The organism is Paracoccus sanguinis (assembly GCF_012689545.1).
Taxonomy (GTDB): domain Bacteria; phylum Pseudomonadota; class Alphaproteobacteria; order Rhodobacterales; family Rhodobacteraceae; genus Paracoccus; species Paracoccus panacisoli.
Genome location: NZ_CP051542.1, coordinates 1,766,058 through 1,789,608, shown reverse-complemented (window position 1 = coordinate 1,789,608; position 23,551 = coordinate 1,766,058). Strand labels below are relative to the sequence as shown.

General features: G+C 71.3%; 23 protein-coding genes. 16 read left to right on the top strand and 7 right to left on the bottom strand.

Translation table 11 applies throughout. The features are described 5' to 3' along the window. Window positions 1-15 precede the first annotated feature (15 nt). The 9 genes from cobA to HGN31_RS16495 all read left to right on the top strand — a co-directional run bounded on the left by cobA (window position 16) and on the right by HGN31_RS16495 (window position 7,562). On the top strand, window positions 16-801 hold the full coding sequence (gene cobA, locus HGN31_RS08500) for a uroporphyrinogen-III C-methyltransferase (RefSeq protein WP_168782933.1): 786 nt from the start codon (window positions 16-18) through the stop codon (window positions 799-801). Further along, a complete protein-coding gene (locus HGN31_RS08495; protein WP_052176598.1) occupies window positions 794-1,144 on the top strand; it encodes a c-type cytochrome in 351 nt (116 codons plus the stop codon). Before cobA ends, HGN31_RS08495 begins: the two co-directional genes overlap by 8 nt. Beyond that, window positions 1,141-2,451, top strand: a complete 1,311-nt coding sequence (locus HGN31_RS08490) for a cytochrome D1 domain-containing protein (protein ID WP_211096275.1) — start codon at window positions 1,141-1,143, stop codon at window positions 2,449-2,451. Before HGN31_RS08495 ends, HGN31_RS08490 begins: the two co-directional genes overlap by 4 nt. 2 nt (window positions 2,452-2,453) lie before the next feature. Then, complete coding sequence (gene ahbB / locus HGN31_RS08485; RefSeq protein ID WP_168782931.1) at window positions 2,454-3,500, top strand: siroheme decarboxylase subunit beta; 1,047 nt, start codon at window positions 2,454-2,456, stop codon at window positions 3,498-3,500. Next, window positions 3,497-3,979 carry an Lrp/AsnC family transcriptional regulator gene (locus HGN31_RS08480; protein WP_168782930.1) on the top strand — a complete coding sequence of 161 codons (483 nt, stop codon included), beginning with the start codon at window positions 3,497-3,499 and terminating at the stop codon, window positions 3,977-3,979. The genes ahbB (HGN31_RS08485) and HGN31_RS08480 overlap by 4 nt, the downstream gene beginning before the upstream one ends. After that, the gene (gene ahbB, locus HGN31_RS08475) at window positions 3,976-4,458 is read left to right on the top strand and encodes a siroheme decarboxylase subunit beta (protein WP_168782929.1); all 483 of its coding nucleotides are present in this window, start codon (window positions 3,976-3,978) and stop codon (window positions 4,456-4,458) included. The genes HGN31_RS08480 and ahbB (HGN31_RS08475) overlap by 4 nt, the downstream gene beginning before the upstream one ends. A 12-nt stretch (window positions 4,459-4,470) precedes the next feature. Beyond that, window positions 4,471-5,694 carry a heme d1 biosynthesis radical SAM protein NirJ gene (gene nirJ / locus HGN31_RS08470; RefSeq protein WP_168782928.1) on the top strand — a complete coding sequence of 408 codons (1,224 nt, stop codon included), beginning with the start codon at window positions 4,471-4,473 and terminating at the stop codon, window positions 5,692-5,694. Beyond that, window positions 5,669-7,312, top strand: coding sequence for a nitrite reductase (locus tag HGN31_RS08465; RefSeq protein WP_211096274.1), 1,644 nt, complete (start codon window positions 5,669-5,671; stop codon window positions 7,310-7,312). The genes nirJ and HGN31_RS08465 overlap by 26 nt, the downstream gene beginning before the upstream one ends. 88 nt (window positions 7,313-7,400) lie before the next feature. Then, complete coding sequence (locus HGN31_RS16495; RefSeq protein WP_244960941.1) at window positions 7,401-7,562, top strand: hypothetical protein; 162 nt, start codon at window positions 7,401-7,403, stop codon at window positions 7,560-7,562. Here HGN31_RS16495 and HGN31_RS08455 read toward each other — a convergent pair. Beyond that, window positions 7,559-8,974: an aldehyde dehydrogenase family protein gene (locus tag HGN31_RS08455; protein ID WP_168782926.1), complete on the bottom strand. Its 1,416-nt coding sequence runs from the start codon at window positions 8,972-8,974 to the stop codon at window positions 7,559-7,561. The genes HGN31_RS16495 and HGN31_RS08455 overlap by 4 nt on opposite strands. Beyond that, a complete protein-coding gene (locus tag HGN31_RS08450) occupies window positions 8,971-9,771 on the bottom strand; it encodes an SDR family oxidoreductase (RefSeq protein WP_168782925.1) in 801 nt (266 codons plus the stop codon). Before HGN31_RS08450 ends, HGN31_RS08455 begins: the two co-directional genes overlap by 4 nt. A 241-nt stretch (window positions 9,772-10,012) precedes the next feature. Between HGN31_RS08450 and HGN31_RS08445 the strand changes: the two genes are divergently transcribed. From HGN31_RS08445 to HGN31_RS08415, 7 genes are all read left to right on the top strand, one after another. Beyond that, complete coding sequence (locus HGN31_RS08445) at window positions 10,013-11,887, top strand: TRAP transporter large permease (RefSeq protein ID WP_168782924.1); 1,875 nt, start codon at window positions 10,013-10,015, stop codon at window positions 11,885-11,887. 20 nt (window positions 11,888-11,907) lie between these two features. Continuing rightward, window positions 11,908-12,924: a TRAP transporter substrate-binding protein gene (locus HGN31_RS08440; protein WP_168782923.1), complete on the top strand. Its 1,017-nt coding sequence runs from the start codon at window positions 11,908-11,910 to the stop codon at window positions 12,922-12,924. Further along, on the top strand, window positions 12,924-13,772 hold the full coding sequence (locus HGN31_RS08435; RefSeq protein ID WP_168782922.1) for an IclR family transcriptional regulator: 849 nt from the start codon (window positions 12,924-12,926) through the stop codon (window positions 13,770-13,772). Before HGN31_RS08440 ends, HGN31_RS08435 begins: the two co-directional genes overlap by 1 nt. Next, window positions 13,769-14,959: an acetyl-CoA acetyltransferase gene (locus HGN31_RS08430; RefSeq protein ID WP_211096273.1), complete on the top strand. Its 1,191-nt coding sequence runs from the start codon at window positions 13,769-13,771 to the stop codon at window positions 14,957-14,959. Before HGN31_RS08435 ends, HGN31_RS08430 begins: the two co-directional genes overlap by 4 nt. Next, a complete protein-coding gene (locus HGN31_RS08425) occupies window positions 14,956-16,542 on the top strand; it encodes an acyl-CoA synthetase (RefSeq protein WP_168782921.1) in 1,587 nt (528 codons plus the stop codon). Before HGN31_RS08430 ends, HGN31_RS08425 begins: the two co-directional genes overlap by 4 nt. A gap of 65 nt (window positions 16,543-16,607) precedes the next feature. After that, window positions 16,608-17,429 carry a PCC domain-containing protein gene (locus HGN31_RS08420; protein ID WP_168782920.1) on the top strand — a complete coding sequence of 274 codons (822 nt, stop codon included), beginning with the start codon at window positions 16,608-16,610 and terminating at the stop codon, window positions 17,427-17,429. Next, window positions 17,426-18,190 carry an SDR family NAD(P)-dependent oxidoreductase gene (locus HGN31_RS08415; protein WP_036708587.1) on the top strand — a complete coding sequence of 255 codons (765 nt, stop codon included), beginning with the start codon at window positions 17,426-17,428 and terminating at the stop codon, window positions 18,188-18,190. The genes HGN31_RS08420 and HGN31_RS08415 overlap by 4 nt, the downstream gene beginning before the upstream one ends. Window positions 18,191-18,193: 3 nt before the next feature. On the opposite strand, the gene HGN31_RS08410 is transcribed toward HGN31_RS08415, so the two are convergent. From HGN31_RS08410 to HGN31_RS08390, 5 genes are all read right to left on the bottom strand, one after another. Continuing rightward, a complete protein-coding gene (locus tag HGN31_RS08410) occupies window positions 18,194-18,964 on the bottom strand; it encodes an ABC transporter ATP-binding protein (RefSeq protein ID WP_036708589.1) in 771 nt (256 codons plus the stop codon). Further along, window positions 18,961-19,860 (bottom strand): ABC transporter ATP-binding protein, encoded by a 900-nt coding sequence (locus HGN31_RS08405; RefSeq protein WP_168782919.1) that lies wholly within the window; start codon window positions 19,858-19,860, stop codon window positions 18,961-18,963. The genes HGN31_RS08410 and HGN31_RS08405 overlap by 4 nt, the downstream gene beginning before the upstream one ends. Beyond that, window positions 19,857-20,789: a nickel transporter permease gene (gene nikC, locus HGN31_RS08400; protein WP_052174892.1), complete on the bottom strand. Its 933-nt coding sequence runs from the start codon at window positions 20,787-20,789 to the stop codon at window positions 19,857-19,859. The genes HGN31_RS08405 and nikC overlap by 4 nt, the downstream gene beginning before the upstream one ends. Further along, window positions 20,786-21,796 carry an ABC transporter permease gene (locus tag HGN31_RS08395; protein WP_052176420.1) on the bottom strand — a complete coding sequence of 337 codons (1,011 nt, stop codon included), beginning with the start codon at window positions 21,794-21,796 and terminating at the stop codon, window positions 20,786-20,788. The genes nikC and HGN31_RS08395 overlap by 4 nt, the downstream gene beginning before the upstream one ends. A gap of 105 nt (window positions 21,797-21,901) precedes the next feature. Next, window positions 21,902-23,509, bottom strand: a complete 1,608-nt coding sequence (locus tag HGN31_RS08390) for an ABC transporter substrate-binding protein (RefSeq protein WP_036701737.1) — start codon at window positions 23,507-23,509, stop codon at window positions 21,902-21,904. Window positions 23,510-23,551: the final 42 nt, after the last annotated feature.

The window sequence follows — 23,551 nt, the reverse complement described above, 5'->3', positions numbered from 1 at the left end:
GGGACACCGACCAAGATGCCGGGCAAAGTCTTCCTCATCGGCGCCGGACCGGGCGACCCGGACCTGCTGACGCTCAAGGCGCTGCGTCTCATCCAGAGCGCCGATGTGGTGGTCCATGACCGGCTGGTCAGCCCCGAGATCATGGCGCTGGTGCCGCCCGCCACGCGCCGCATCTCGGTCGGCAAGACCGCGGGCTTCCACTCGGTCCCGCAGGACCAGATCAACGCGCTTCTGGTCGAGCTGGCGCAGGCCGACCTGACCGTGGCGCGGCTGAAGGGCGGCGACCCGCTGATCTTCGGCCGCGGGTCCGAGGAGGCCGAAGAGCTGGCCGCCGCGGGCGTGGCCTATGCCTATGTGCCGGGGATCACCGCGGCGCAGGGGGCGGCGGCCTCGACGGGCGTGCCGCTCACCCACCGCGGGCTCGCCACGGGCGTGCGCTACGTCACCGGCCACCGCGCCGCGGACGAGGCGCTCGAACTCGACTGGGAGAGCCTTGCCGACCCCGACACGACGCTCGTCGTCTATATGGGCGCGGCCAACATGGCCGAGATCGCCGCCCGGCTGATCGCCCACGGCCTGCCCATCGACTTGCCGGTGCTGGCCGTCGCCCATGCCACCACCCCGCGCGAGCGGCGCCTGCCCTCGACGCTGGCGCGGATCGCCGCGGACTTGGCCGCCGAGCCGATGGAGGCGCCGGTGCTGTTCATGATCGGCCGCGTCGCGGGGCTGTACGCCACCGCCGCGCTGCCCCTGCCGCGCGAGGTGAAGGCGGCGCATCTGCGCGTGGTCGGGCATGGCTGATCCCGGCGTGACCGCGGCCCTCTGCGCGGCCGCCCTGGCCGTCACGGGCGCGGTCGCGGCAGCGCCCGGGACGGTTGCACCCGACACGGTTGCACCCGCGCGGGCGGCCGAGCTGCGCCACATGGTCGTGCAGGACTGCGGCTCGTGCCACGGGCTGACGATGAAGGGCGGCCTCGGCAAGCCCATCACCCCCGCCGACCTCGCGGGGTTCGACACCGAGGGGCTGGCCGCGATCATCCTCGACGGCATTCCCGGCACCGCGATGCCCCCCTGGCGGCCGCTCATCTCCGAGGCCGACGCCCGCTGGATCGCCGACTACCTCAAGACGGAGAAGGTCGAATGACCCCGAAAACCCTGCTCGCCCTCACGGCCCTCACGCTTGCCCTGCCGCTCGCCGCCGCCGCGCAGGCGCCCGAGGCCCAGCCGGCCCCGGCGGCACCTGCGCCCGCGGCCCCGGCGCCCGCGCCCGCCGCCACCGGCACCGCCACAAGCGCCGCGGCGGCCGCGGATGTGCCGCACATCCCCGTCCCCACCCCGCCCTCGGTGCCCCCGGCGCTGTTGCGCGGGACCGGCGACCTCGGCGTGGTGATCGAGCGCGCCACCGGCTCGGTCCTCGTCGTGGACCAGTCCGATCGCGCCGCACTCTGCCGGATCGAGGGGTTGGGCGACCTCTCCCACGCCTCGCTGACCTTCTCGCCCGACGAGCGGCACGCCTATGTCTTCGGCCGCGACGGGGGGCTGTCGAAGCTCGACATCCTCGCCTGCACGCTCGAGGCGCGGATCGTCCAGGCGGGCAACGCCATCGGCGGGGCGATCTCGGACGACGGCAAGCTGGTCGCCGTCTCGAACTACGAGCCCGGCGGGGTCCGGGTGTTCGACGCGGACACGCTTGCCCCGGTGGCCGACGTCCCGATGGGGTCGAAGACCGTGGGCCTCGCCGACGTGCCGGGCTCGCGCTTCGTCGTGGCGACCTGGGACACGGGCGAGGTCTGGCTGCTCGACCACGCCCGCAACCCCGCGAAGCCCGAGATCACCCGCGTCGAGGGCGTGGGCAAGAACCCCTATGACGGGCTGATGACCGCCGACGGGCGGACCTATCTGGTCGGGCTCTTCGGGGAAAAGGGGCTGACCACGCTGGATCTGTGGCAGGACCCGCCGGCGGTGCGGCGCATCCTGCCCGACTATGGCAAGGAGGAACCGGACCTGCCGGTCTACAAGATGCCGCATCTGCAGGGCTGGACGCTGGCCGCGGGCAGCTATGCGCTGCCGGCGGTGGGCCACCACGAGGTGCTGTGGGCCGATGCCGCGACCGGGGCCGAAACCGGCCGCACGCGCGTTGCGGGCCAGCCGGTGTTCGTAACCGCCCGCCCCGACGCGCGCGAGCTGTGGGTGAACTTCGCGCCGCCCGACAACGGCACGGTGCAGGTGCTCGACGCGCTGACGCACGAGGTCAAGCGCACCCTGACCCCCGGCCGCGGCATCCTGCACATGGAGTTCACGCCGCGCGGCCGCGAGGTCTGGCTGTCGGCGCGCGACGAGAACAAGGTGCTGATCTACGACACCCGCAGCTATGAGCTGATCGGCGAGGTGCCGGCGCAGGCGCCCTCGGGCATCTTCTTCACCGCCCGGGCGCACCGGATGGGGCTGTGACGATGAACGACCTGACCCCTCCCCGCTCTACATCCCAAGGCGCCACGCCCTGCCCCGACACGCGGCTGCTGGACGAGTTCCAGCGCGACCTGCCGCTGGTCCCGCGCCCCTTCGCGGCGATGGGCGCCGCGCTCGGGCTGACCGAGGCCGAGGTGCTCGACCGCCTGACTCGGCTCAAGGCGTCGGGGCGGATCACCCGCGTCGGCGCCACCTGCCGGCCGAACACGGCGGGCGCCTCGACCCTCGCGGCGCTGGCGATCCCGGCGGCGCGGATCGAGGCGGTCGCGGCCATCGTCGGCGCCGAGCCGGGGGTGAACCACTCCTACCTGCGCGAGGACGACTGGAACCTGTGGTTCGTCGCCACCGCCCCGACCGAGGCGGAACTGGCCGCCTGCCTTTCCCGGATCGAGGCGGCAAGCGGGCTGCGCGTCCTGTCGCTGCCCTTGGTGCGGCCCTTCAACATCGACCTCGGCTTTCGGCTCAGCGGCCCGCGCGCGGCGCTGGGGCTGGACCGCGCGGCGGATATGGACGTGCTGCGCGACGACGACCGGCCGCTGATGCAGGCGCTGTCGGCGGGCCTGCCGCTGGTGCCGCAGCCCTTCGCGGCGCTGTCCGAGGCGCTGGGGCGCAGCGAGGCCGAGGTGATCGACCGCATCGCCGCGCTGTCGGCGGCGCGCATCCTCACCCGCGTGGGGGTGATCGTGCGGCACCGGGCGCTCGGCTGGACCGCCAATGCGATGGTGGTCTGGCAACTGCCCGAGTCGCGGATCGAGGCCGCCGGCACCGCGCTCGCGCAGTTGCCGGGGGTGACGCTCTGCTACCAGCGCCGGACGGTGCCGGGGGTCTGGGACTGGCCGCTCTTCTGCATGATCCACGCCCGCACCCGCCCCGAGGCGATGGCGGTGCTTTCCCGCGCCCGCGCCCTGCCGGCGCTGTCGGACGCGCCGCACAAGATCCTGTTCTCGACCCATTGCTTCAAGCAGCGCGGCGCGCTGATCGAGGCCCCCGCCGAGGCACGCGCCGAAGACCCGGCCGAGGCGGACGCATGACCCGCCCCTCCCGCCAGACCCTGCCCGAGGGCACGCTCGACGCCACCGACCGCGCGATCCTCAACGCGCTGCAGGAGGGGTTCCCGATCACCCCGCGCCCCTATGACGACGCGGGCGCCGCGCTGGGGATCACCGGCGACGCGCTGATCGCCCGGATCGCGCGGCTCAAGGAGATCGGCGCCATCACCCGCTTCGGCCCGTTCTTCGACGCCGCCGCGATGGGCGGGGCGTTCTGCCTCTGCGCGATGGCGGTGCCCGCCGAACGCTGGGACGAGGTCGTGACAAAGGTCAATGCGCGGCCCGAGGTGGCGCATAACTATGAACGCAGCCACGCGCTGAACATGTGGTTCGTGCTGGCCACCGACCGGCCCGAGGGCATCGCCCGCGCGGCCGGGGCGATCGAGGCAGAGACGGGGCTGAGCGTGATGCTGTTTCCAAAGCTCGAGGAATATTTCATCGGCTTCCGGGTGCCGGCATGACCCCGCTCGACGCCATCGACCGCAGCATCGTCAAGGCCACGCAGGCCGGGCTGCCGCTGACGCCCGCGCCCTATGCCGAGGTCGCGGCCGTGATCGGCCTGACCGAGGCCGAGGTGATCGGGCGCATCGCCGCGATGCAGGAACGCGGGATCATCCGCCGCATCGCCATCGCGCCGCATCACTACGCGCTCGGCATGACCGCGAACGGGATGAGCGTCTGGGACGTGGACGACGACCAGATCAGCGCGCTCGGCGCCCGGATCGGCGCGCTGCCCTATGTCACCCACTGCTACCAGCGCCCCCGCGCGCGGCCGCTCTGGCCCTATAACCTCTTCGCCATGCTGCACGGCTCGGGCCGGGACGAGGTCGAGGCCAAGCGCCGCGAGGTCGAGGCGATCCTCGGCCCCGCCTGTCGCGCGTCCGACATCCTCTATTCGACGCGCATCCTGAAAAAGACCGGCCTTCGGCTGGCCGACTGAGAAGGGAACGCCATGTTCCGCCTGACCCAGTACATGCACCAGCTCAAGCACCCCACCCCGGTGCGCCGCCGCGGCACGCCGGGATCGGTGAAGCCGGTGGTGATCTGGAACCTGACCCGCACCTGCAACCTCAAGTGCCGGCACTGCTATACCGTCAGCTCCGACAACGTCTTTCCGGGCGAGCTGACCCACGACCAGGCGATGGGGGTTCTGGATGACCTCGCCGCCTTCCGCATCCCGGCGCTGATCCTGTCGGGCGGCGAGCCGCTCTCGCGCTTCGACTTCTGGGACCTGGCCGAGCGGGCGCGGGCGCTCGACTTCCGCCACCTGTCGCTCTCGACCAACGGCACGAAGCTGGGCGAGCCGGGGGTGGCCGACCGGGTCGCGGCGCTGGGGTTCGACTATGTCGGCATCAGCCTCGACGGGATCGGGGCCACGAACGACTGGTTCCGGGGGGTCGAGGGGGCCTTTGCCAACGCCCTCGCCGGGGTCCGGGCCTGCAAGGCGCGCGGCGTCAAGGTGGGGCTGCGCTTCACCATCACCCGCGACAATGGCGACCAGCTGCCGCAGATGCTGGACCTGTGCGAATCCGAGGGGGTGGACAAGTTCTACCTGTCCCACCTCGTCTATGCCGGGCGCGGCGACAAGCACCGCGGCGAGGATCAGGAGCATGACCACACCCGCCGGGCGATGGACCTGCTGATGGAACGCGGCTGGGACGCGGTGGCGAACGGCCGCCCGCTCGAGATCGTGACCGGCAACAACGACGCCGACGCGGTGTATTTCCTGCGCTGGGCCGAGGCCCGCTTCGCGCCCGAGGCGGTGGCGCATCTGCGCGAGCATCTTGTGGCGTGGGGCGGCAACTCGTCGGGCCTGGGCGTCGCCAACATCGACCCGCAGGGCAAGGTGCACCCCGACACCTACTGGTCGGACTACACGGTCGGCTCGGTCAAGGAAAAGCCGTTCAGCGCGTGGTGGACCGGCGACGACCCGATGCTGGCGACGCTGCGGACGCGGCCCCGACCGCTCAAGGGCCGCTGCGGCGCCTGCGCCTTCCAGGACGTGTGCGGCGGCAACACCCGCATCCGGGCGCTGCAACTGACCGGCGACCCGTGGGCCGAGGACCCGGCCTGCTATCTCTCCCACGCCGAGATCGGGGTCGCGCACGACCACGACCGGCTGACCGTTTCCCCGTTCCGAGGCAAGAGCCATGATCCCGCGCATCGTTTCTTCTGAAAGACACCTCCGGCGGCGTTATTTTCACCAGAAGGAAACGCCCGCGCGCGCACGCTCCGGCGTCCTTCTGGCCCGGATACCCCTGCGCCAGCTCTCGCTCGCGCTGACGCTGGCCCTGCCGGGCGCGGCGCTGGCCGACGCCGCGGCGGATTATGCCGAGCATTGCGCCTCCTGCCACGCCGAGAACCGCATGGGCGGCACCGGGCCGGCGCTGATCCCCGAGACGCTGGGGCGGGTCAAGGGCCTTGACGCGGTGATCGCGCATGGCCGCCCCTCGACCCAGATGGCGGGGTTCGAGGGCACGCTCTCGCCCGAGCAGATCGCCGGGCTGGTCGAGTTCATCAAGTCCCCGGTGGCCGAGGTGCCCGCCTGGGGCGCACCCGAGATCGCCGCCTCGCGCGTGATGGCCGAGGATTACACCCCCGCCGACAAGCCGGTGTTCAGCGCCGACCCGATGAACATCACCCTGGTCGTCGAGACCGGCGACCACCACGTGAGCGTGCTGGACGGCGACAGCTTCGAGGTGCTCGACCGCTTTCCCACGCCTTATGCCGTCCACGGCGGGCCGAAGTTCTCGCCCGACGGGCGCTATGTCTTCGTCATGTCGCGCGACGGCTGGGTCGAGAAATACGACATCTGGTCGCTGAAAGAGGTGGGCCGGGTCCGCGCCGGCCTCAACAGCCGCAACATCGCCATGAGCCACGACGGCAAGTGGCTCGCCGTCGCCAACTACCTGCCGCAGACGCTGACCATCCTCGACACCGCCACGCTCGAGCCGGTCAAGGTGATCGAGGTCAAGGCCAAGGACGGCACCCCCAGCCGCGTCTCGGCGGTCTACCAGGCGCCCGACCGCAAGAGCTTCATCCTCGCCCTCAAGGACGCCCCCGAGATCTGGGAGGTGGCGACCTCGCCCGACGCCGGCCCCTACGAGGACGGCTACGTCCACAGCTACGAGGCCGGCGCGAAAGAGAGCTTCGGCGCGCAAGCCGGCCTGTTCGCCCGGCGCCGCATCCCGATCGCCGAGCCGCTGGACGATTTCTTCTTCGACCCCGGCTACCGCAACCTGATCGGCACCAACCGCGAGGGCACCAAGGGCGTGGTGATCAACCTCGTCTCGGGCGGCAAGGTGGCCGAGCTGCCGCTGCCGGGGATGCCGCATCTCGGCTCGGGCATCACCTGGGACCGCAACGGCCACAAGGTGCTGGCCACCCCGCATCTGAACGAGGGCGTGCTGTCGGTCATCGACATGAGCGACTGGTCTCTCGTCAAGCAGATCAAGACCGACGGGCCGGGGTTCTTCCTGCGCAGCCACGAGACCTCGCCCTATGTCTGGGCGGACGTGTTCTTCGGCCCGCACAAGGACGAGATGCACATCATCGACAAGCAGACGCTCGAGATCGTCAAGACGCTGAACCCCGCGCCGGGCAAGACCGTGGCGCATACCGAGTTCACCAAGGACGGCCGCTATGCGCTCGTCTCGGTGTGGGAGGATGAGGGCGCGGTGATCGTCTATGACGCCAAGACGCTTGAAGAGGTGAAGCGCCTGCCGATGCGCAAGCCCAGCGGGAAATACAATGTCTGGAACAAGATCCACTTCGAGGAAGGCACCAGCCACTGAGCGGTGCGGTGGCCCGGTCCCTGCGGCAGGCCGGGCCCCGTTCCGCTGGCGGCTGGCGCTCGGGCTGGCGCCCTTCGTCTGGGCGGCGGTGGCGATCAACCTCTTCATGGGGGCGCTGATCGGGCAGGCGATGGGCTGGGGCAGCCTCAGCCCGTGGCTGGCGATGGCGCTGGCCGTGCCGCTGACCCTCCCGGCGGGCTGGCTCGCGGCGCGCTGGGTCGGCGGGCTCCTCGACGCGGCCGAGGGCTAGCGCCCCGCCCCGGCCAGCCGCCGCGCGGCGGCGAGCAGCGTGCCGACCAGCCGCCCGCGCGCGCCCCACGGCGGGCGCACCAGCGCCGTCCCGGCCCAGCGCGCCTGCACCATCACCGGCCGCTTCTTGGAAAACTGCGCGAACCCGTCCAGCCCGTGATAGGCGCCCATGCCGCTGTCGCCCACGCCGCCGAAGGGCAGGTTCAGCTGCGCGAGGTGGAAGATCGTGTCGTTCAGCGTCACCCCGCCCGACATGGTCCGCGCCAGCACCTGATCCTGCCGCCCCCGGTCGTCGTCGAAGTAGTAGAGCGCGAGCGGGCGGGGCCTTGCGTTGACGAACGCCAGCGCCGCGTCGAGCGTCTCGGCCGGGACCACGGGCAGGACGGGGCCGAAGATCTCTTCGCGCATCAGCGGGCTGTCGGGGTCCGGGTCGATCACCAGCGTGGGCGGCATGATCCGGCCGTTGGCACCGGGCGGCAGCGGGGCGAGTTCCACCACCCGCGCGCCGCGCCGGCTGGCGTCGGCGACCAGATCGCGCAGCCGGGTCAGGTGCCCGTCGCTCACGATCCGCGTGTAGTCCGCGCCGAGCCCCTTGGGGTAGAGCCGCGCCACCGCCCGCGCCGCCTCGGCCTCGAACGCCGCGATCCGGCCCGGCGGGACCAGCGCGTAATCCGGTGCGACGCAGGTCTGCCCGGCGTTGTAGAGCTTGCCGGTCATCAGCCGCGCCACCGAACGGGGCAGGTCGGCGCTGTCGTGCAGGATCGCGGGGGACTTGCCGCCCAGCTCCAGCGTCACCGGCGTCAGGTTCCGCGCCGCTGCCGCCATCACCTCGCGCCCGACCCGGGTCGAGCCGGTGAAGACCAGATGGTCCCAGGGCTGCGCCGAAAAGTCGCGGGCGACCTCGACCCCACCCGTCACGGTGGCCAGACGCTCAGGCGGGAAGGCGCCAGCGACCAGCGCGGCCAGCGCCTCGGCGGTGCGGGGGGCGAGTTCCGAGGGCTTCATCACCACGCGGTTGCCCGCCGCGAGCGCCTCGACCGCCGGGCCGAGGGTCAGCAGGATCGGATAGTTCCAGGCCCCGATCACCCCCACCACCCCGAGCGGCTGGTATTCCCAGAACGCCCGCGCCGGCCACAGGAACGGCGAGCCCGCCACCCGCCGCCGCCGCATCCAGCGCGCGAGGTGCCGGCGCGCGTGGGCGATCTGGGCGTAGAGCGGCACGAGTTCCAGCGCCTGCGTCTCGGCCGCCGGACGGCCGCCGAAGTCCTGATCGACCGCGGCGATGAGCGCCGCTTCATGGGCGCGGATGGCGCGAGCGAGCGTGGCCAGCGCCGCCCGCCGCGCCGCCGCATCGGGGCGCGGCGCGGCGGCGAAATCCGCGCGCTGGCGGGCGAGCAGGTCCGCCGCGCTCATTCCCGCCCCCGGAAGCGGTCCATCGAGTGATAGACGCCGAACATCCGCGCCCCCACCGCATCGAACACCCGCACCGGCATCAGCCCCTTGAGCAGCGGCAGCGTGTTCACGATCGCCGGCAGGCGCAGGAAGATGCGGTCGCGCCGGATCGCCCGCAGGATCGCATCCGCGACCTTTTCGGGTTTCAGCAGCGGGATCAGCCGCAGCTTGGCGCCGGCGAACATCCCGGTGTCGATGTAGGTCGGGGCGACGGTGGTGACGCGGACGCCGGTGCGCCCCATCTCCATCTCGAGCCTGAGCGAATCGGACCAGCCGATCATCGCCCATTTGCTGGCCGCATAGACCGCCATGTTGGGGTTCGACAGCATCCCCGCGGCCGAGGCGATGTTGACGACGTGCCCGCGCTTGCGGTCGATCATCCCCGGCAGGAACGCGCGGGTCAGGACCATCGGGGCGACGCTGTTGATCTCGATGGTGCGGCGGATGTCGCGGTCCGAGTGATCCGCGAAAGGTTTGCCGACGACGATGCCCGCGTTGTTCATCAGGATGTCGGGGGCGAAGCCCACCGCCTCGGCCTCGGCAATGGCGCGCGACAGGTCGGCGGGGTCCGAGAGGTCCACGCGCACCGCCGTCACCGCAGGGCCGAGCTGCGCGGCGGTGCGGGCCAGCGCCGCGGCATCGACGTCCCACAGCGCCACCCGCGCGGCCCCGGCGGCGAGCAGCCGCTCGGCCGTCAGGCGCCCGATCCCGGACGCGCCCCCGGTCACCAGCGCCACGGCGCCCCTGATCTCGGTCATGGCTGGCCTCCCCCCACCGCTTCAGGGCGAGCCTACGCCGCGCTGTGGGCTGCGCGAAAGCGACGTGGCGTCACACGGTGAGGAGGCGATAGGGCCAACATCTCCGTTCCATATTGCGGAACGCAGATAACCCGAATTTTTCCCTTGCCCACGGCGTTTTCCGCGGTTTCTCTGTCGTCCGAGGAGAACGCGACGCGATTCCCGCTCCACAAGGCGGAACGCGCGCGGCGGGGGAGGACGGATGGAGCGCGCCGAGGAACCGGACGCCGAGCTTGCGCTGGGCGGCATCGAGACGCTGACCGAGCCGAAGAAGGCCGAGCCGTGGATGCGCCCGGTCGAGCTCGCCGCCGCGGCGCTGCTGGCGCTGATGATGACGGTGGTCGTCGCCAACGTGTTCTTCCGCTACGTGCTGCACCACCCGCTGATCTGGGGCGACGAGCTCGCCTCGCTCGCCTTCATCTGGATGGCGATGCTGGGCGCGGCCATCGCCGTGGACCGGCATGAGCATCTGCGGCTGACCATCGTGCTGCCGCTCTTTTCCGAGCGGATGCAGCGGGCGCTCGACGTGTTCGGGCGCATCGCGGTGGCGGTGCTGCTGATCCGGCTGCTGCCCGAGGCGGTCAGCTACGCCTATGAGGAATCCTTCATCACCTCGCCCGCGATGGGCCTGCCGATGTCGATCCGCGCCTCGGCGCTGCCGGCGGGGATCGGGCTGATGACGATCCTCATGCTGCTGTCGGTGGCCCGCAGCCGCGACTGGCCGGCGATCTTCGGATCGATCCTGCTGATCGGGGCGCTGGTGGGGGTGCTGCTGTGGGCGCGCCCGACGCTCGCGGGTTTCGGGAACTGGAACCTGCCGCTGTTCCTCGGGCTGGTCGTGGCGGGGCTCTTGGCCATCGGGGTGCCCATCGCCTTCTGCTTCGCGCTCGGCACGCTCGCCTATCTGACCTTCGCCAGCCACGCGCCGGTGTTCGTCATGCTGGGCCGGATGGACGAGGGGATGTCGTCGCTGATCCTCTTGTCGGTGCCGGTCTTCGTGCTTCTGGGCTGCATCCTCGACGAGACGGGGATGGGGCGCGCCATCGTCAATTTCCTCGCCTCGCTTCTGGGCCATGTGAAGGCGGGGATGAGCTACGTGCTTCTCGGCTCGATGTTCCTTGTCTCGGGGATCTCGGGGTCCAAGGTCTCGGACATGGCGACCGTGGCCCCCGCGCTCTTCCCCGAGATGCGCCGCCGCGGCCATTCGCCGGCCGAGATGACCGCGCTGCTCGCCACCGGCGCGGCGATGGCCGACACGGTGCCGCCGTCGATCGTGCTGATCGTGCTCGGCTCGGCGGCGGGGGTGTCGATCGCCGGGCTCTTCACCGCGGGCTTCGTCATCGCCATGGTGCTGCTCCTGGTGCTCGCCGTGCTCGCGCGCTGGAAGGCGCGGGGCGAGGACATGGGCGGGGTGCGCCGCGCGCCGATGTCGATCATCGGCAGGACGGCGCTGATCGCCGCACCGGCGCTGGCGCTGCCCTTCATGATCCGCAGCCTCGTCGGCGGCGGCATCGCCACCGCGACCGAGGTTTCGGCCATCGCCGTGGTCTATGCCTTCGTGATCGGCGTGGTGCTCTATGGCGGCATCCCGCGCCGCCGGGTGGTGCCGATGCTGGTCGAGACGGTGGCCATGTCGGGGGCGATCCTGCTGATCTTGGGCACCGCCTCGGCGATGTCCTGGGCGCTGACCCAGTCGGGCTTCGCCCGCGACCTGACGGCGCTCATGGCCGGGCTGCCGGGCGGGCCGGCGATCTTTCTGGTCGCCTCGATCGTGGTCTTCCTGGTCCTCGGCTGCGTGCTCGAGGGGCTGCCGGCCATCGTCCTGCTGGCGCCGATCATGTTCCCGCTCGCCCGGACGCTGGGGATCAACGACATCCACTACGCGATGGTCGTCGTCACCGCGATGAACATCGGCCTGATGGCCCCGCCCATCGGCATCGGCTTCTACATCGCCTGCAAGATCGCCGGCATCTCGCCTGATCAGGTGATGGGCCGCATCTGGCCCTATCTCGCCGCGCTGCTCGCCGGCCTCGCGGTGATCGCCGCGGTGCCGGCGCTGTCCACTGCCTATCTGTAACTCTCTGGGAGGAGACCACCATGCAGACCACCCGCCGCACGCTTCTGCTCGGCGCCGCCGCCGCCGGCCTCGCCGCGCCCTTCCTGCGCCCGGGCCCGGCGCGGGCCGCCGAGTTCACCATGAAGCTGGCCAACAACCAGCCGATGACCCACCCGACGAACATCCGCGCCGCGGAAGCCGTCAAGGCCATCGCCGAGGAAACCGGCGGCCGCGTCGACGTGCAGGTGTTCCCGTCGAACCAGCTTGGCGCCGACACCGACGTGCTGGGCCAGCTGCGCTCGGGCGGGGTCGAGTTCTTCCTGCTGTCGCCGATCATCCTGTCGACGCTGGTGCCCAACGCCTCGATCAACGGGGTGGGCTTCGCCTTCCCGAACTACGACGCCGTCTGGGCGGCGATGGACGGCGAGCTGGGCGCCTATGAACGGGCCGAGATCGAGAAATCCGGCCTCGTGGTGATGGAGAAGATCTGGGACAACGGCTTCCGCCAGACCACCTCGTCGGTCAAGCCGATCACCTCGCCCGCCGATTTCGAGGGGATGAAGATCCGGGTGCCGGTCTCGCCGCTCTGGACCTCGATGTTCACGGCGCTGGGGACCGCGCCGACCTCGATCAACTTCGCCGAGGTCTATTCGGCGTTGCAGACCGGGATCGTGGACGGGCAGGAGAACCCGCTCGCCATCATCTCGACCTCGAAGCTGGCCGAGGTGCAGAAATACTGCTCGCTCACCAACCACATGTGGGACGGGTTCTGGATGCTGGCCAACCGCCGCGCCTGGGGCGGGCTGCCCGAGGACCTGCAGGCCGTCGTCGCCAAGCACTTCAACGCCGCGGCGGTGAACCAGCGCGCCGACGTGCAGGCGCTGAACGCCTCGCTCAAGGGCGATCTGGAAAAGGCCGGGCTGGTCTTCAACGAGGTCGATCCGGCGCCGTTCGAGGCCAAGCTGCGCGAGGCGGGCTTCTATGCCGAGTGGAAGGGCAAGTACGGGGACGAGGCCTGGGCGATCCTCGAAAAGGCCATCGGCCGGACGCTCGCCTGATGCTGTCCCGGCCCGCCTCGCTGGCCACTGCGCCCGACCGCGCCACCCCCGTCCCCGCCGTGCAGGGCGGGGCGCAGGCGGTGGACCGGGCGCTGGGGCTGCTCGCGGCGGTGGGCCGGGCCCCGGCCGAGGGGGCGACACTGGCCACGCTCGCCTGCGCGGCGGGGATGTCCAAGCCGACCGCGCGGCGGCTGCTGATCTCGCTCATCGCCGCGCATCTGGTGGAACAGGACCGGGGCAGCCGCGCCTATCACCTCGGGCCCGGTGCGTGGCTTCTGGGGCTGCGCGCCGGGCGGCGGCATGACATGGCGCGGCTGGCCGCCGACTGCGTGGCCCGGCTGGCGGCGGAAAGCGGCGACAGCGCCTTCGTCGTGGTGCCGCAGGGCGACGAATACCTGTGCCTGACGCGGATCGAGGGCGCCCACCCGGTCCGCACCCACGCGATGCTCGCGGGCGACCGCAACCCGCTGGGCGCGGGCGCGGCGGGGATCGCGCTGCTCGCCGCGCTGCCCGAGGCCGAGGCGCAGGCGGCGCTGCGGCGCCTCGCCCCCGCGCTGAACGCCCGGATGGGCGAGGAGGCCGCCGCCCACGTGGCGGGCGACGTGGCCCGCGCCCGCGCCACCGGCCATGCGCTGAACCCCGGGCGGGTCGTCGCGGGCTCATGGGGGATCGGCGTGCCGGTGCTCTGGCCCGACGGGCGGCCCGCCGCGGCGCTCTCGATCGCGGCGGTCGAGACGCGCATGGGCCCGGCGCGCGAGGAGGATCTGGCCCGCCTGCTCCGGGCCGAGGCCGCGACGCTGGCCGACCGGCTGGCCCATCACCTGACCCCGGAAAGGATGCTGACGTGACCGACCCCACCCTTCGGCCGAACGACCCGCTGATCATCGGCTGGGCGCATACGAAGTTCGGCAAGTCCGAGGCGCCCGACACGCAGGCCCTGATGGCCGAAGTCGCGGGCCCGGCGCTGGCCCACGCGGGCGTCACGGCGGGCAAGGTGGACGGGATCTTCGTGGGCGTCTGGAACAACGGCTTTTCGCGGCAGGATTTTCAGGGCGCGCTGGTGGCGATGGGCACGCCCGAGCTGGCCGGGGTGCCCTTTCTGCGGACCGAGAACGCCTGCGCCACCGGCTCGGCCGCGCTTTACGCGGCGGCGGATTTCATCGCCTCGGGCCGGGGCCGGGTGGCGCTGGTGATCGGGGCCGAAAAGATGACCGCGACCCCGGTGGCCGAGGTCGGCGACATCCTGCTGGCCGCGAGCTTTGTCCCCGAGGAGGCCGGCGTCGCGGGCGGCTTTGCCGGCGTCTTCGGGCAGATCGCCAACAGCTATTTCCAGCGCCACGGGGATCGCAGCGAGGAACTCGCCATGATCGCCGCCAAGAACCACGCGAACGGGGCGCGCAACCCGCTGGCGCATATGCAGAAGGATGTCGGCGTCGAGTTCTGCAACACACCGAGCGACAAGAACCCGCTGGTGGCCGGGCCGCTGAGGCGCACGGACTGCTCGCTCATCTCGGACGGGGCGGCGGCCCTCGTGCTGGCGGATGCGGCGACGGCCGCGGGGCTGGCGCGCGGGGTCCGGTTCCGGGCGCGGGCGCAGGCAGGCGACCTGCTGGCGCTCTCGCGGCGCGACCCCATCGCGTTTCAGGGCGCGCATCGCGCCTGGGCCGGGGCGCTGGCGCAGGCCGGGCTCGGGATCGCGGACCTCGATCTGGTCGAGACGCACGACTGCTTCACCATCGCCGAGATGATCGAATACGAGGCGATGGGCCTCGCCGCGGCGGGCGAAGGCTGGAGAGTGGTGCGCGAGGGCACCGCGCGGATGGACGGCGCACTGCCGGTGAACCCCTCGGGCGGGCTCAAGGCGCGCGGACATCCCATCGGGGCCACGGGCGTCAGCCAGCACGTCATGGCGGCGATGCAGCTGGTGGGCGAGGCGGGCGCGATGCAGGTGCCGGGCGCGACGCTCGCGGGCGTGTTCAACATGGGCGGGGCGGCGGTCGCCAACTACTGCTCGATCCTCGAGCGGGTGCGATGAGGCCGGTCTCGACCCGCGTCATGAACCTCGCCACGCTGCTCACCCAGGCCGCGCGGCGTGACCCCGAGGGGGTGGCGCTGGTGATGGGCGATGCGCGGTGGAGCTGGGCCGAGTTCGACGCCCGCGTGGATGCGCTGGCCGCGGGGTTGCAGGACCGGCTGGGGCTGCAGAAGGGCGACCGGGTGATGGTCCAGTCGCAGAACTGCCTTGAGATGATGCAGGCGATGTTCGCGGTCTGGCGGGCGGGCGGGGTGTGGGTGCCCGCCAACTTCCGCCAGACGCCCGACGAGGTCGTCTATCTGACCCAGGCCTCGGGCGCCCGCGGGCTGATCTGCAACGCAGCCTTTCCCGACCACGCCGCGGCCTGTCAGGCGGACTGCCCCGAACTGGCCTGGACGCTGTCGATCGGCGGCGGGGATTTCGCCCCCGCGCTCGAGGCGCTGACCGAGGATCACATGGGCCAGCGCCCGCAGGTGGCGGCGGTGGAGCGCGACGATCCCTGCTGGTTCTTCTTCACCTCGGGGACCACCGGGCGGCCCAAGGCCTCGGTCCTGACGCATGGGCAGATGGGGTTCGTGGTAACGAACCACCTCGCCGACCTGATGCCGGGGCTGACGGGGGCGGATGCCTCGCTGGTGGTGGCGCCCCTCTCGCATGGCGCGGGGGTGCACCAGCTCACGCAGGTGGCGCGGGGGGTCAAGACGGTCCTGATGCCGTCCGAGCGTTTCGACGTCGAGACGGTGTGGCGGCTGGTGGCCGAGTGGCGGGTGTCCACGATGTTCACCGTGCCGACGATCCTCAAGCTGCTGGTCGAACATCCCGCGACCGCCACCGCCGACATCTCGTCCCTGCGCTACGTGATCTACGCCGGCGCGCCGATGTATCGCGAAGACCAGAAGCGCGCGCTGGCGACGCTGGGCCCGGTGCTGGTGCAGTATTTCGGGCTGGGCGAGGTGACCGGCAACATCACCGTCCTGCCGGCCTGGGCGCATGACGCGGACGACGCGACGGCGCGGATCGGGACCTGCGGCTTTCCCCGCACCGGGATCGAGGTGCAGGTGCAGGACGACACGGGCCGCGAGGTCGCGTCGGGCGAGACCGGGGAAATCTGCGTGATCGGCCCGGCGGTCTTCGCGGGCTATCACGACAACCCCGAGGCAAACGCCAAGGCCTTCCGCGACGGCTGGTTCCGCACCGGCGATCTGGGCCACATGGACGCCGAGGGCTATCTCTACATCACCGGGCGGGAGTCGGACATGTTCATCTCGGGCGGGTCCAACGTCTATCCGCGCGAGATCGAAGAGAAGATCCTGACCCACCCCGCGATCAGCGAGGTCGCGGTGCTGGGGATGCCGGACCCGCTGTGGGGTGAGGTCGGCTGGGCGGTCTGCGTCGCGCGCGAGGGCGCCGAGGTGGACGAGGCGGGGCTGACCGCCTTCCTCGACGGCAAGCTGAGCCGCTACAAGCTGCCCCGGCGCGTGGTGTTCTGGGAGGCGCTGCCCAAGTCCGCCTATGGCAAGATCACCAAGAAGATGATCCGCGAGGAACTCGACCGCCGCGGCGGGACGGGAGAGGGCGGATGAGCGGCAAGGGCAGGACCGGGGCTTTGCCCCGGACCCCAGGATATTTGGGACCGCCTGAGGGGCGCATGGTCCACCCCGGCCCGCGCGCCGCCGAGCGGGTACTTGCGGTGCGGGCGCGGTTCGCGCCGGTGGAGGGGGTGCTCAGGGCTGGCGAGACGGTGATGGCGGGCGTCGCGCGGCTGTTCGCCGCGGCCGGCTGCCGCGGCGGGATGGTGTTTCTGGACGGCGCGAGTTGCGCGCCGCTGCGCTATGTGCTGCCGGCGCTCTCCACCGACGGGCTCCATGCGGCGTGGTATTCGGACACCCACACTCTCGAGGACGCCCGGATCATCCGCGCCACGGCCAGCGTGGGAACGCGCGACGGCGCGGCGTTCCTCCACTGTCACGGGCTCTGGCAGGCGGGCCGCGCGCCGGTGGCGATGGGGCATCTGCTGCCGTTCGAAAGCGTCGTGGCCGCCGACGCCCCGGTGACGGGGCTGGGGGCGCGGGACGCAGGCTTCGTCGCGCGCCCGGACGAGGAGAGCGCCTTCACCCTGTTCCAGCCCGAGGGCGACGGCGCGGGCGACAGCCTCCTGGCCCGGATCGCGCCGGGCGAGGATGTGGTGACGGCCATCGAAGCGCTGTGCGCTGCCCACGGGATCACCGAGGCAAGGCTGCACGGCCTCGGCAGCATCGACCATGTGCGCTTCGCCCAAGGAGGCCGGATGGACTGCCTCGCCACCGAACTGCGGCTGCACGGCGCGGTGCTGCGCGCCGGCCGGGCGCGGGTGGGGATCGAGGTCGTCGACATCGCCGGGCGCATCAAGTCGGGCGAGCTGAAACGCGGCGCCAACCCGGTGGGCGTCACGCTGGAACTGCTGATCGAACCGATGGAGGACCGCCGATGACCACCCACGCCAAGGTCGCGCTGATCACCGGGGCCGCGCGCGGCATCGGCCTCGCCACCACGGAAATCCTGCTCGAACGCGGCTGGCAGGTGGCGATGGTGGACCGCGACGCCCCGGCGCTGTCCGAGGCGGCCGCGGGGTTGCAGGGGGTGCATCCGATCGTGGCGGACGTCTCGATCCCCGCCGAGGTCGAGGCGATGCGGGACGCGGCGCTCAGCCGCTTCGGGCGGCTCGACGGGCTGGTCAACAACGCCGGCGTGGCGCTGTTCGCGCGCGCCCCGCAGACGGATTTCGAGGCGTGGCGCGAGGTGATGGCCACCAACCTCGACGGGGTGTTCCTCTGCACCCAGGCGCTGGTTCCGGCGCTGGCCGAGACGCGGGGGGCGATCGTCAACATCGCCTCGATCTCGGGGCTGCGGGCATCCACGCTGCGGGTCGCCTATGGCACCTCGAAGGCGGCGGTGATCCACCTGACCAAGCAGTTCGCGGCGGAGCTGGGCGAGCAGGGCATCCGCGTCAACTGCATCGCGCCGGGGCCGGTCAGGACCAAGCTCGCCATGGCCGTCCACGCGCCCGAGATCATCGCCGCCTATTACGACGCCATCCCGCTTAACCGCTATGGCGAGGCGCGCGAGATCGGCGAGGGGATCGCCTTCCTGCTGTCGGAGGCGGCGAGTTTCGTCACCGGGCAGACGCTGGCGGTGGATGGCGGGTTCGACGCGACCGGCGTGGGCCTGCCCGCGCTGCGGCGGGGGGACTAGGCCCTAGCCGGCCGAGCCGACGTAGCTTTGCGAGGCCTCGATGAGGTGGCGGGTGTAGGGGGTCTCGGCGCGGCCCGCGCGCAGCGCCGCGGCGTCCAGCCGGTCCACGATCAGCCCGCCCTGCATCACCGCGAGCCGCTGGCAGAGATGCCCGATCACCGCGAGGTCGTGGCTGACCATCAGATAGGTCAGCCCCCGGTCGGCGCGCAGATCGGCGAGCAGGTTGAGGATTTCCGCCTGCACCGACACGTCGAGCGCCGAGGTCGGCTCATCCAGCAGCAACAGCGCCGGCTCTCCGGCCAGGGCGCGGGCCACGGCGACCCGCTGGCGCTGGCCGCCCGACAGCTGGTGCGGATAGCGGAAGCGGAAGCCCTGCCCCAGCCCCACGTCGTCGAGCAGCCGGGCGATCCGGCGGTCGACGTCGTCCATGCCCTGCAGCTTGAGCGTCTCGGCCAGCACCCGGTCGACGGTGTGGCGCGGATGCAGGCTCGCATAGGGGTCCTGGAACACCATCTGCACCTTGCGGTGGAAGGCCTTGCTGCGGGCGGTGCCGCGCAGCGTCTCTCCATCCACGGTGATGGTCCCCGACCAGGTCGGCGCCAGCCCGGCGAGCGCGCGCAGGATGGTGGACTTGCCCGAGCCGGATTCCCCCACCAGCCCGAAGCTTTCGCCGCGCGCGACGGTCAGGTCGACGCCCTTGACCGCATCCACCCGGTCGGGCGGGTTGCCGAACCACACCCGCAGGTCGCGGATCTCGAGGATCGGCGCGCTCATCGCACGCCCCCCGGAAACGCGTCGATCATCGAGGCATCGACCAGCGCCGGGTCGAGCGGGCCGTCCTTCCACTCGGGCCGGCGTTCCAGCACCGCCAGCCGCTCGACCGGCGCATCGAGACGGGGCAGGCTGTTCAAGAGCCCCTGCGTATAGGGGTGGCGGGCGGCGTGCAGGTCGCGGGCAGCCAGCGTCTCGACCACCCGGCCAGCATACATGATCAGCACCCGGTCGCAGAACTGCGCGACGAGGTTCAGGTCGTGGCTGATGAAGATCAGCCCCATGCCGCGGTCGCGCACCAGATCGTCCATGATCCGCAGGACCTCGGTCCGCACCGACACGTCCAGCGCGCTCGTCGGCTCGTCCGCGATCAGGATTTCCGGGCCCGAGGCCAGCATCATGGCGATCATGATCCGCTGCCCCATCCCGCCCGAGACCTCGTGCGGATAGGCGCCGAGCACCCGCTCGGGCTCGCGGATGCGGACCGCCTCGAGCATCTCCATCGCGCGGGTGCGGGCGGTGGCGCGGCCGGCGCCGGTCTGCTGACGATAGGCCTCGACGATCTGGTCGCCGACCCGCATCACCGGGTTGAGGCTGAACTTGGGGTCCTGCATCACCATGCTGATCCGGCGGCCGCGGATGGCGCGCATCTGCCGCTCGGGCAGGTTCAGGATCGACTGGCCGTCGAGCTCCATCCGCTCGGCCGTCACCCGCCCCGGCGGGCGCACGAGGCCGAGGATGGCGCGGCCGGTCATCGACTTGCCCGAGCCGGATTCGCCCACCACGCCCAGCCGCTCGCGGCCGAGGTCGAAGCTGACGCCGCGCACGGCCTCGAACACGCCCTGCCGTGTGGGAAAGGCGACCCGCAGGTCGCGGACCGAGAGCAGCGGCGCGCTCATTCCGCGCCCCCCTTGGGGTCGAGCACGTCGCGCAAGCCGTCGCCGAGGAAGTTGAAGGCGAGGCTGACGAGGAAGATCGCGATCCCCGGCATCGCCGCGACCCACCAGAAATCGAGGATGTAGGTCCGCCCGTCCGAGATCATCGCCCCCCATTCCGGCTGCGGCGGCTGCGCGCCGAGGCCGAGGAACCCGAGGCCCGCGGCCGACAGGATGATCCCCGCCATGTCGAGCGCCACCCGCACGATCAGCGACGAGAGACATAGCGGCCAGATGTGCAGGACCAGCAGCCGCAGGGGCGAGGCGCCCTGCATCCGCGCCGCGGCGATGAAGTCGGCGTTGCGGATGGTCAGCGTCTCGGCCCGCGCGAGGCGGGCATAGGGCGGCCAGCCGGTGATCGCCAGCGCAAGCACCGCGTTGGTGATCGACGGCCCCAGCGCCGCGACGAAGGCCAGCGCGAGGATCAGTTTGGGGAACGCCAGGAAGATGTCGGTGATCCGCATCAGCACCTGGTCCACCCAGCCCCCCGCGAACCCCGCCAGCGTGCCGACGATCAGCCCGATCAGCGGCGAAATCAGCGCCACCGTGCCGACGATGAACAGCGTGATCCGCGACCCCCAGATCAGCCGCGAGAGGATGTCGCGCCCGAGGTGGTCGGTTCCCAGCCAGTGCGCGGCCGAGGGCGGTTGCAGCCGCTCGGCGAGGTTCTGGGCATAGGGGCTCGCCGGGGCCAGCAGCGGGGCGAAGATCGCGGTGCCGATCAGCAGGATCAGGATGATCAGCCCGACGACGGCCAGGTGGTTGGCGCGGAACACCAGCCAGCCCTGATAGAGCGCGCCCAGCCGCGCCTGCCGGCGGGTGGTGGGCGCGTCCGACAGAAGCCAGTCGCGGGTGGATTGCGGGGTGGCGGCGTGATCTGGCAGGGGGGTCATCCGGCCCTCGGGTCGAGCACGCGATACAGGATGTCGCTGAGCAGGTTCAGCGCCACGAAGCAGGTGCCGACGACGATCGTGCCGCCGAGGACCGCGTTCATGTCGCCGGCGAGCAGCGTCTTGGTGATGTAGCTGCCGATGCCGGGCCACGAGAAGATGATCTCGGTCAGCACCGACCCTTCGAGCAGCGAGCCGAAGGACAGCGCGATCACGGTGATCAGCGGCACCGCGATGTTGCGGAAGGCATGGCCCCAGATCACCCGGCGCTCGGACAGGCCCTTGACCCGCGCGGTGGTGATGTACTCGGACGAGAGCTGTTCCAGCATGAAGCTGCGGGTCATGCGGCTGATGTAGGCGAGGCTGAAATACCCGAGCAGCGAGGCCGGCAGGATGATGTGCGAGAACGCATCCCGCCACGCCGCCCAGTCCCCGGCCAGCGCCGAATCGACCAGCAACAGGCCGGTCCTCACCGGCACCATGCCGTCATAGATGATCCCCTGCCGCCCCGGCCCGCCGACCCAGTTCAGGATGCCGTAGAAGACCAGAAGCCCCATGAGCCCCAGCCAGAAGATCGGCACCGAATAGCCGACCAGCGCCAGCACGCGGGCCACCTGGTCGATCCAGCCGCCCCGGTTCGCCGCCGCGATGACGCCCAGCGGCACCCCCACGGTGACCCCGATCAGCGTGCCCAGCGCCGCCAGCTCGAGCGTCGCGGGGAACACCCGGCGCAGGTCCTCGGCCACCGGATGCCCGGTCGAGATCGAGCGCCCGAAGTCGCCCTGCAGCACGTCGCCTATATAGCGCAGGAACTGGACGATCAGCGGCTGGTCAAGGCCCATGGCCTGCCGCGCAGCCTCGTATTGCGCGGGCGTGGCGCGCTCGCCCACCACCTTCAGCACCGGGTCGATGGGCATCACCCGGCCGATGATGAAGGTGACGAGCAGCAGCCCCAGCATCGTCAGCAGCAGCGACAGGAACACCCCGCCGATCTGGCGGGTGCGGCGCATGGCGCGGCTGGGGCCGCGCGGGGACGCGCCCGGACCCTCGGAGCCCGGATCGGCAGAGCCGGGCGGTGGGGTCCGCCCGGCGATCTGGTCGGTCGTGGACAAGGGTTACTCGGCCTTCTTCGTCACCGAGCGGTACTGCACCGAGGTCACGGCGCCGCCGCCCGACCAGCCCTCGACGCCCTTCTGCGAGGCGGTCTGTTCGACCCGCTGGAACAGCGGCAGGATCGGGGCCACGTCGTGGTACTGCTTCTGCAGGTCCAGATACATCGTCTTGCGCTTCTCGCCGTCGCCCTCGGTCACGGCGGCCTCGACGGCGGCCTGCATCTCGGCCGGCACGGCGTACGAGTTGCGCCACGCGAGCGTCGAGCCCTTCTCGGCCTCGTTGTCGGGGTTCAGCGCAAAGGTCGAGGCGTTGGTCTGCGGGTCGGCATAGTCCGGCCCCCACTCGCCCAGGAAGATCGGCACCTGCCGGGCGCGATAGGCGTCCAGCACCTGCGCCCCGGTCATCTGCTCGATGTTGAGCGTCAGCCCGGCCTCGGCCATCGACGCCTGCAGCGTCTGGGCAACGTCCAGATACTCGCGCAGGTCGCGGACCTTGGTGGTCACGGTGCCGCCCGTCACCCCGCCCTCGGCGAGGATCTTCTTCGCGGCCTCAACGTCATAGGTCCACGAGTTGTCGTCCGAGGCGCCGAGATACCCCTCGGGCAGGAAGTTCTGGTGGATCTTCCACTGGCCCTTGAGGAAGCTGCCAGCCATGCCCTCGAAGTTGACGAGGTGACGCATCGCCTTGATGACGGCCGGGTTCGACAGCAGCGGGTCCTTCTGGCTCAGGCCCATGTAGAGGATGCGGCCGCGCGGCTCGTCGGTGATCTTGAGCGCGTCGTTGCCGGCCACCGCCTCGACGTCGGTGGGCGTCAGGTTGCGGGCCACGTCGATGTCGCCCTGCTCGAGTTGCAGCCGCTGGGCGCTGGATTCCTGCACGTTGCGGACGATCACCCGCTTCATCGCCGGGGCGCCCTGGAAATAGCCCTCGTTGGCGACGAGCTGCACGGCCTCGTTCGGGCGCCACGCGGCCAGCGAATACGGACCCGAGCCGGCGCTGTTCGTGGACAGCCAGGTGTTGCCCAGGTCCTCGCCCTGGACGTTGGCCATCACCGTTTCCTTGTCCACGACCGAGGCGACGCTGGCCGTGAGGCAGTTCAGCACGAAGGTCTCGGCGTAGGGCTTGTCCATGGTGATGGACAGGGTGTTGCCCTCGGCCTTGACCATCTGCTCGACGTTCTCGGGCGTCAGGCCGAACTGGGTCAGGATGAAGGCCGGCGACTTGTCCAGCTTGACGGCGCGCTGGATCGACCAGGCGGCGTCCTCGGCCCGGACCGGGTTGCCGGACTGGAACTTGACCCCCTCGCGCATGGTCAGCGTCAGGGTCTTGCCGTCCTCGCTGGTCTTCCAGCTTTCGGCGAGGCTGGGCTGGAAGCCCTTGTCCAGCGCCAGCGGGTCGAAGTCCACGAGCCGGTCATAGAGGTTCTGGGTGACGTCGTTGCCCGAGAACTCGAAGCTCTGCGCCGGGTCGAGGCTGATGATGTCGTCGATGGTTGCGGCGACGACCAGCGTGTCGGCGGGCGTCGCGGCCCAGGCGGCGGGCAGGGCGAGGGGCGAGAGGGCCACGGCCGAGGCCAGCAGCAGCGCACGGGCGGTGATCTGGAATGTCATGGGATGATGTCCTGTTGGTGGCGCGTGAGGCCCGTCTTGGCG

Coding starts and splice junctions, on each gene's coding strand:
- ahbB (WP_168782931.1), top strand. CDS start 2,454: ATGAACGACCTGACCCCTCCCCGCTCTACATCCCAAGGCGCCACGCCC.
- HGN31_RS08440 (WP_168782923.1), top strand. CDS start 11,908: ATGCAGACCACCCGCCGCACGCTTCTGCTCGGCGCCGCCGCCGCCGGC.
- HGN31_RS08420 (WP_168782920.1), top strand. CDS start 16,608: ATGGTCCACCCCGGCCCGCGCGCCGCCGAGCGGGTACTTGCGGTGCGG.
- HGN31_RS08495 (WP_052176598.1), top strand. CDS start 794: ATGGCTGATCCCGGCGTGACCGCGGCCCTCTGCGCGGCCGCCCTGGCC.
- HGN31_RS08435 (WP_168782922.1), top strand. CDS start 12,924: ATGCTGTCCCGGCCCGCCTCGCTGGCCACTGCGCCCGACCGCGCCACC.
- HGN31_RS08425 (WP_168782921.1), top strand. CDS start 14,956: ATGAGGCCGGTCTCGACCCGCGTCATGAACCTCGCCACGCTGCTCACC.
- ahbB (WP_168782929.1), top strand. CDS start 3,976: ATGACCCCGCTCGACGCCATCGACCGCAGCATCGTCAAGGCCACGCAG.
- nirJ (WP_168782928.1), top strand. CDS start 4,471: ATGTTCCGCCTGACCCAGTACATGCACCAGCTCAAGCACCCCACCCCG.
- HGN31_RS08410 (WP_036708589.1), bottom strand. CDS start 18,964: ATGAGCGCGCCGATCCTCGAGATCCGCGACCTGCGGGTGTGGTTCGGC.
- cobA (WP_168782933.1), top strand. CDS start 16: ATGCCGGGCAAAGTCTTCCTCATCGGCGCCGGACCGGGCGACCCGGAC.
- HGN31_RS08465 (WP_211096274.1), top strand. CDS start 5,669: ATGATCCCGCGCATCGTTTCTTCTGAAAGACACCTCCGGCGGCGTTAT.
- HGN31_RS08490 (WP_211096275.1), top strand. CDS start 1,141: ATGACCCCGAAAACCCTGCTCGCCCTCACGGCCCTCACGCTTGCCCTG.
- HGN31_RS08390 (WP_036701737.1), bottom strand. CDS start 23,509: ATGACATTCCAGATCACCGCCCGTGCGCTGCTGCTGGCCTCGGCCGTG.
- HGN31_RS08395 (WP_052176420.1), bottom strand. CDS start 21,796: ATGCGCCGCACCCGCCAGATCGGCGGGGTGTTCCTGTCGCTGCTGCTG.
- HGN31_RS08450 (WP_168782925.1), bottom strand. CDS start 9,771: ATGACCGAGATCAGGGGCGCCGTGGCGCTGGTGACCGGGGGCGCGTCC.
- HGN31_RS08455 (WP_168782926.1), bottom strand. CDS start 8,974: ATGAGCGCGGCGGACCTGCTCGCCCGCCAGCGCGCGGATTTCGCCGCC.
- HGN31_RS08480 (WP_168782930.1), top strand. CDS start 3,497: ATGACCCGCCCCTCCCGCCAGACCCTGCCCGAGGGCACGCTCGACGCC.
- HGN31_RS08415 (WP_036708587.1), top strand. CDS start 17,426: ATGACCACCCACGCCAAGGTCGCGCTGATCACCGGGGCCGCGCGCGGC.
- HGN31_RS08445 (WP_168782924.1), top strand. CDS start 10,013: ATGGAGCGCGCCGAGGAACCGGACGCCGAGCTTGCGCTGGGCGGCATC.
- HGN31_RS08405 (WP_168782919.1), bottom strand. CDS start 19,860: ATGAGCGCGCCGCTGCTCTCGGTCCGCGACCTGCGGGTCGCCTTTCCC.
- nikC (WP_052174892.1), bottom strand. CDS start 20,789: ATGACCCCCCTGCCAGATCACGCCGCCACCCCGCAATCCACCCGCGAC.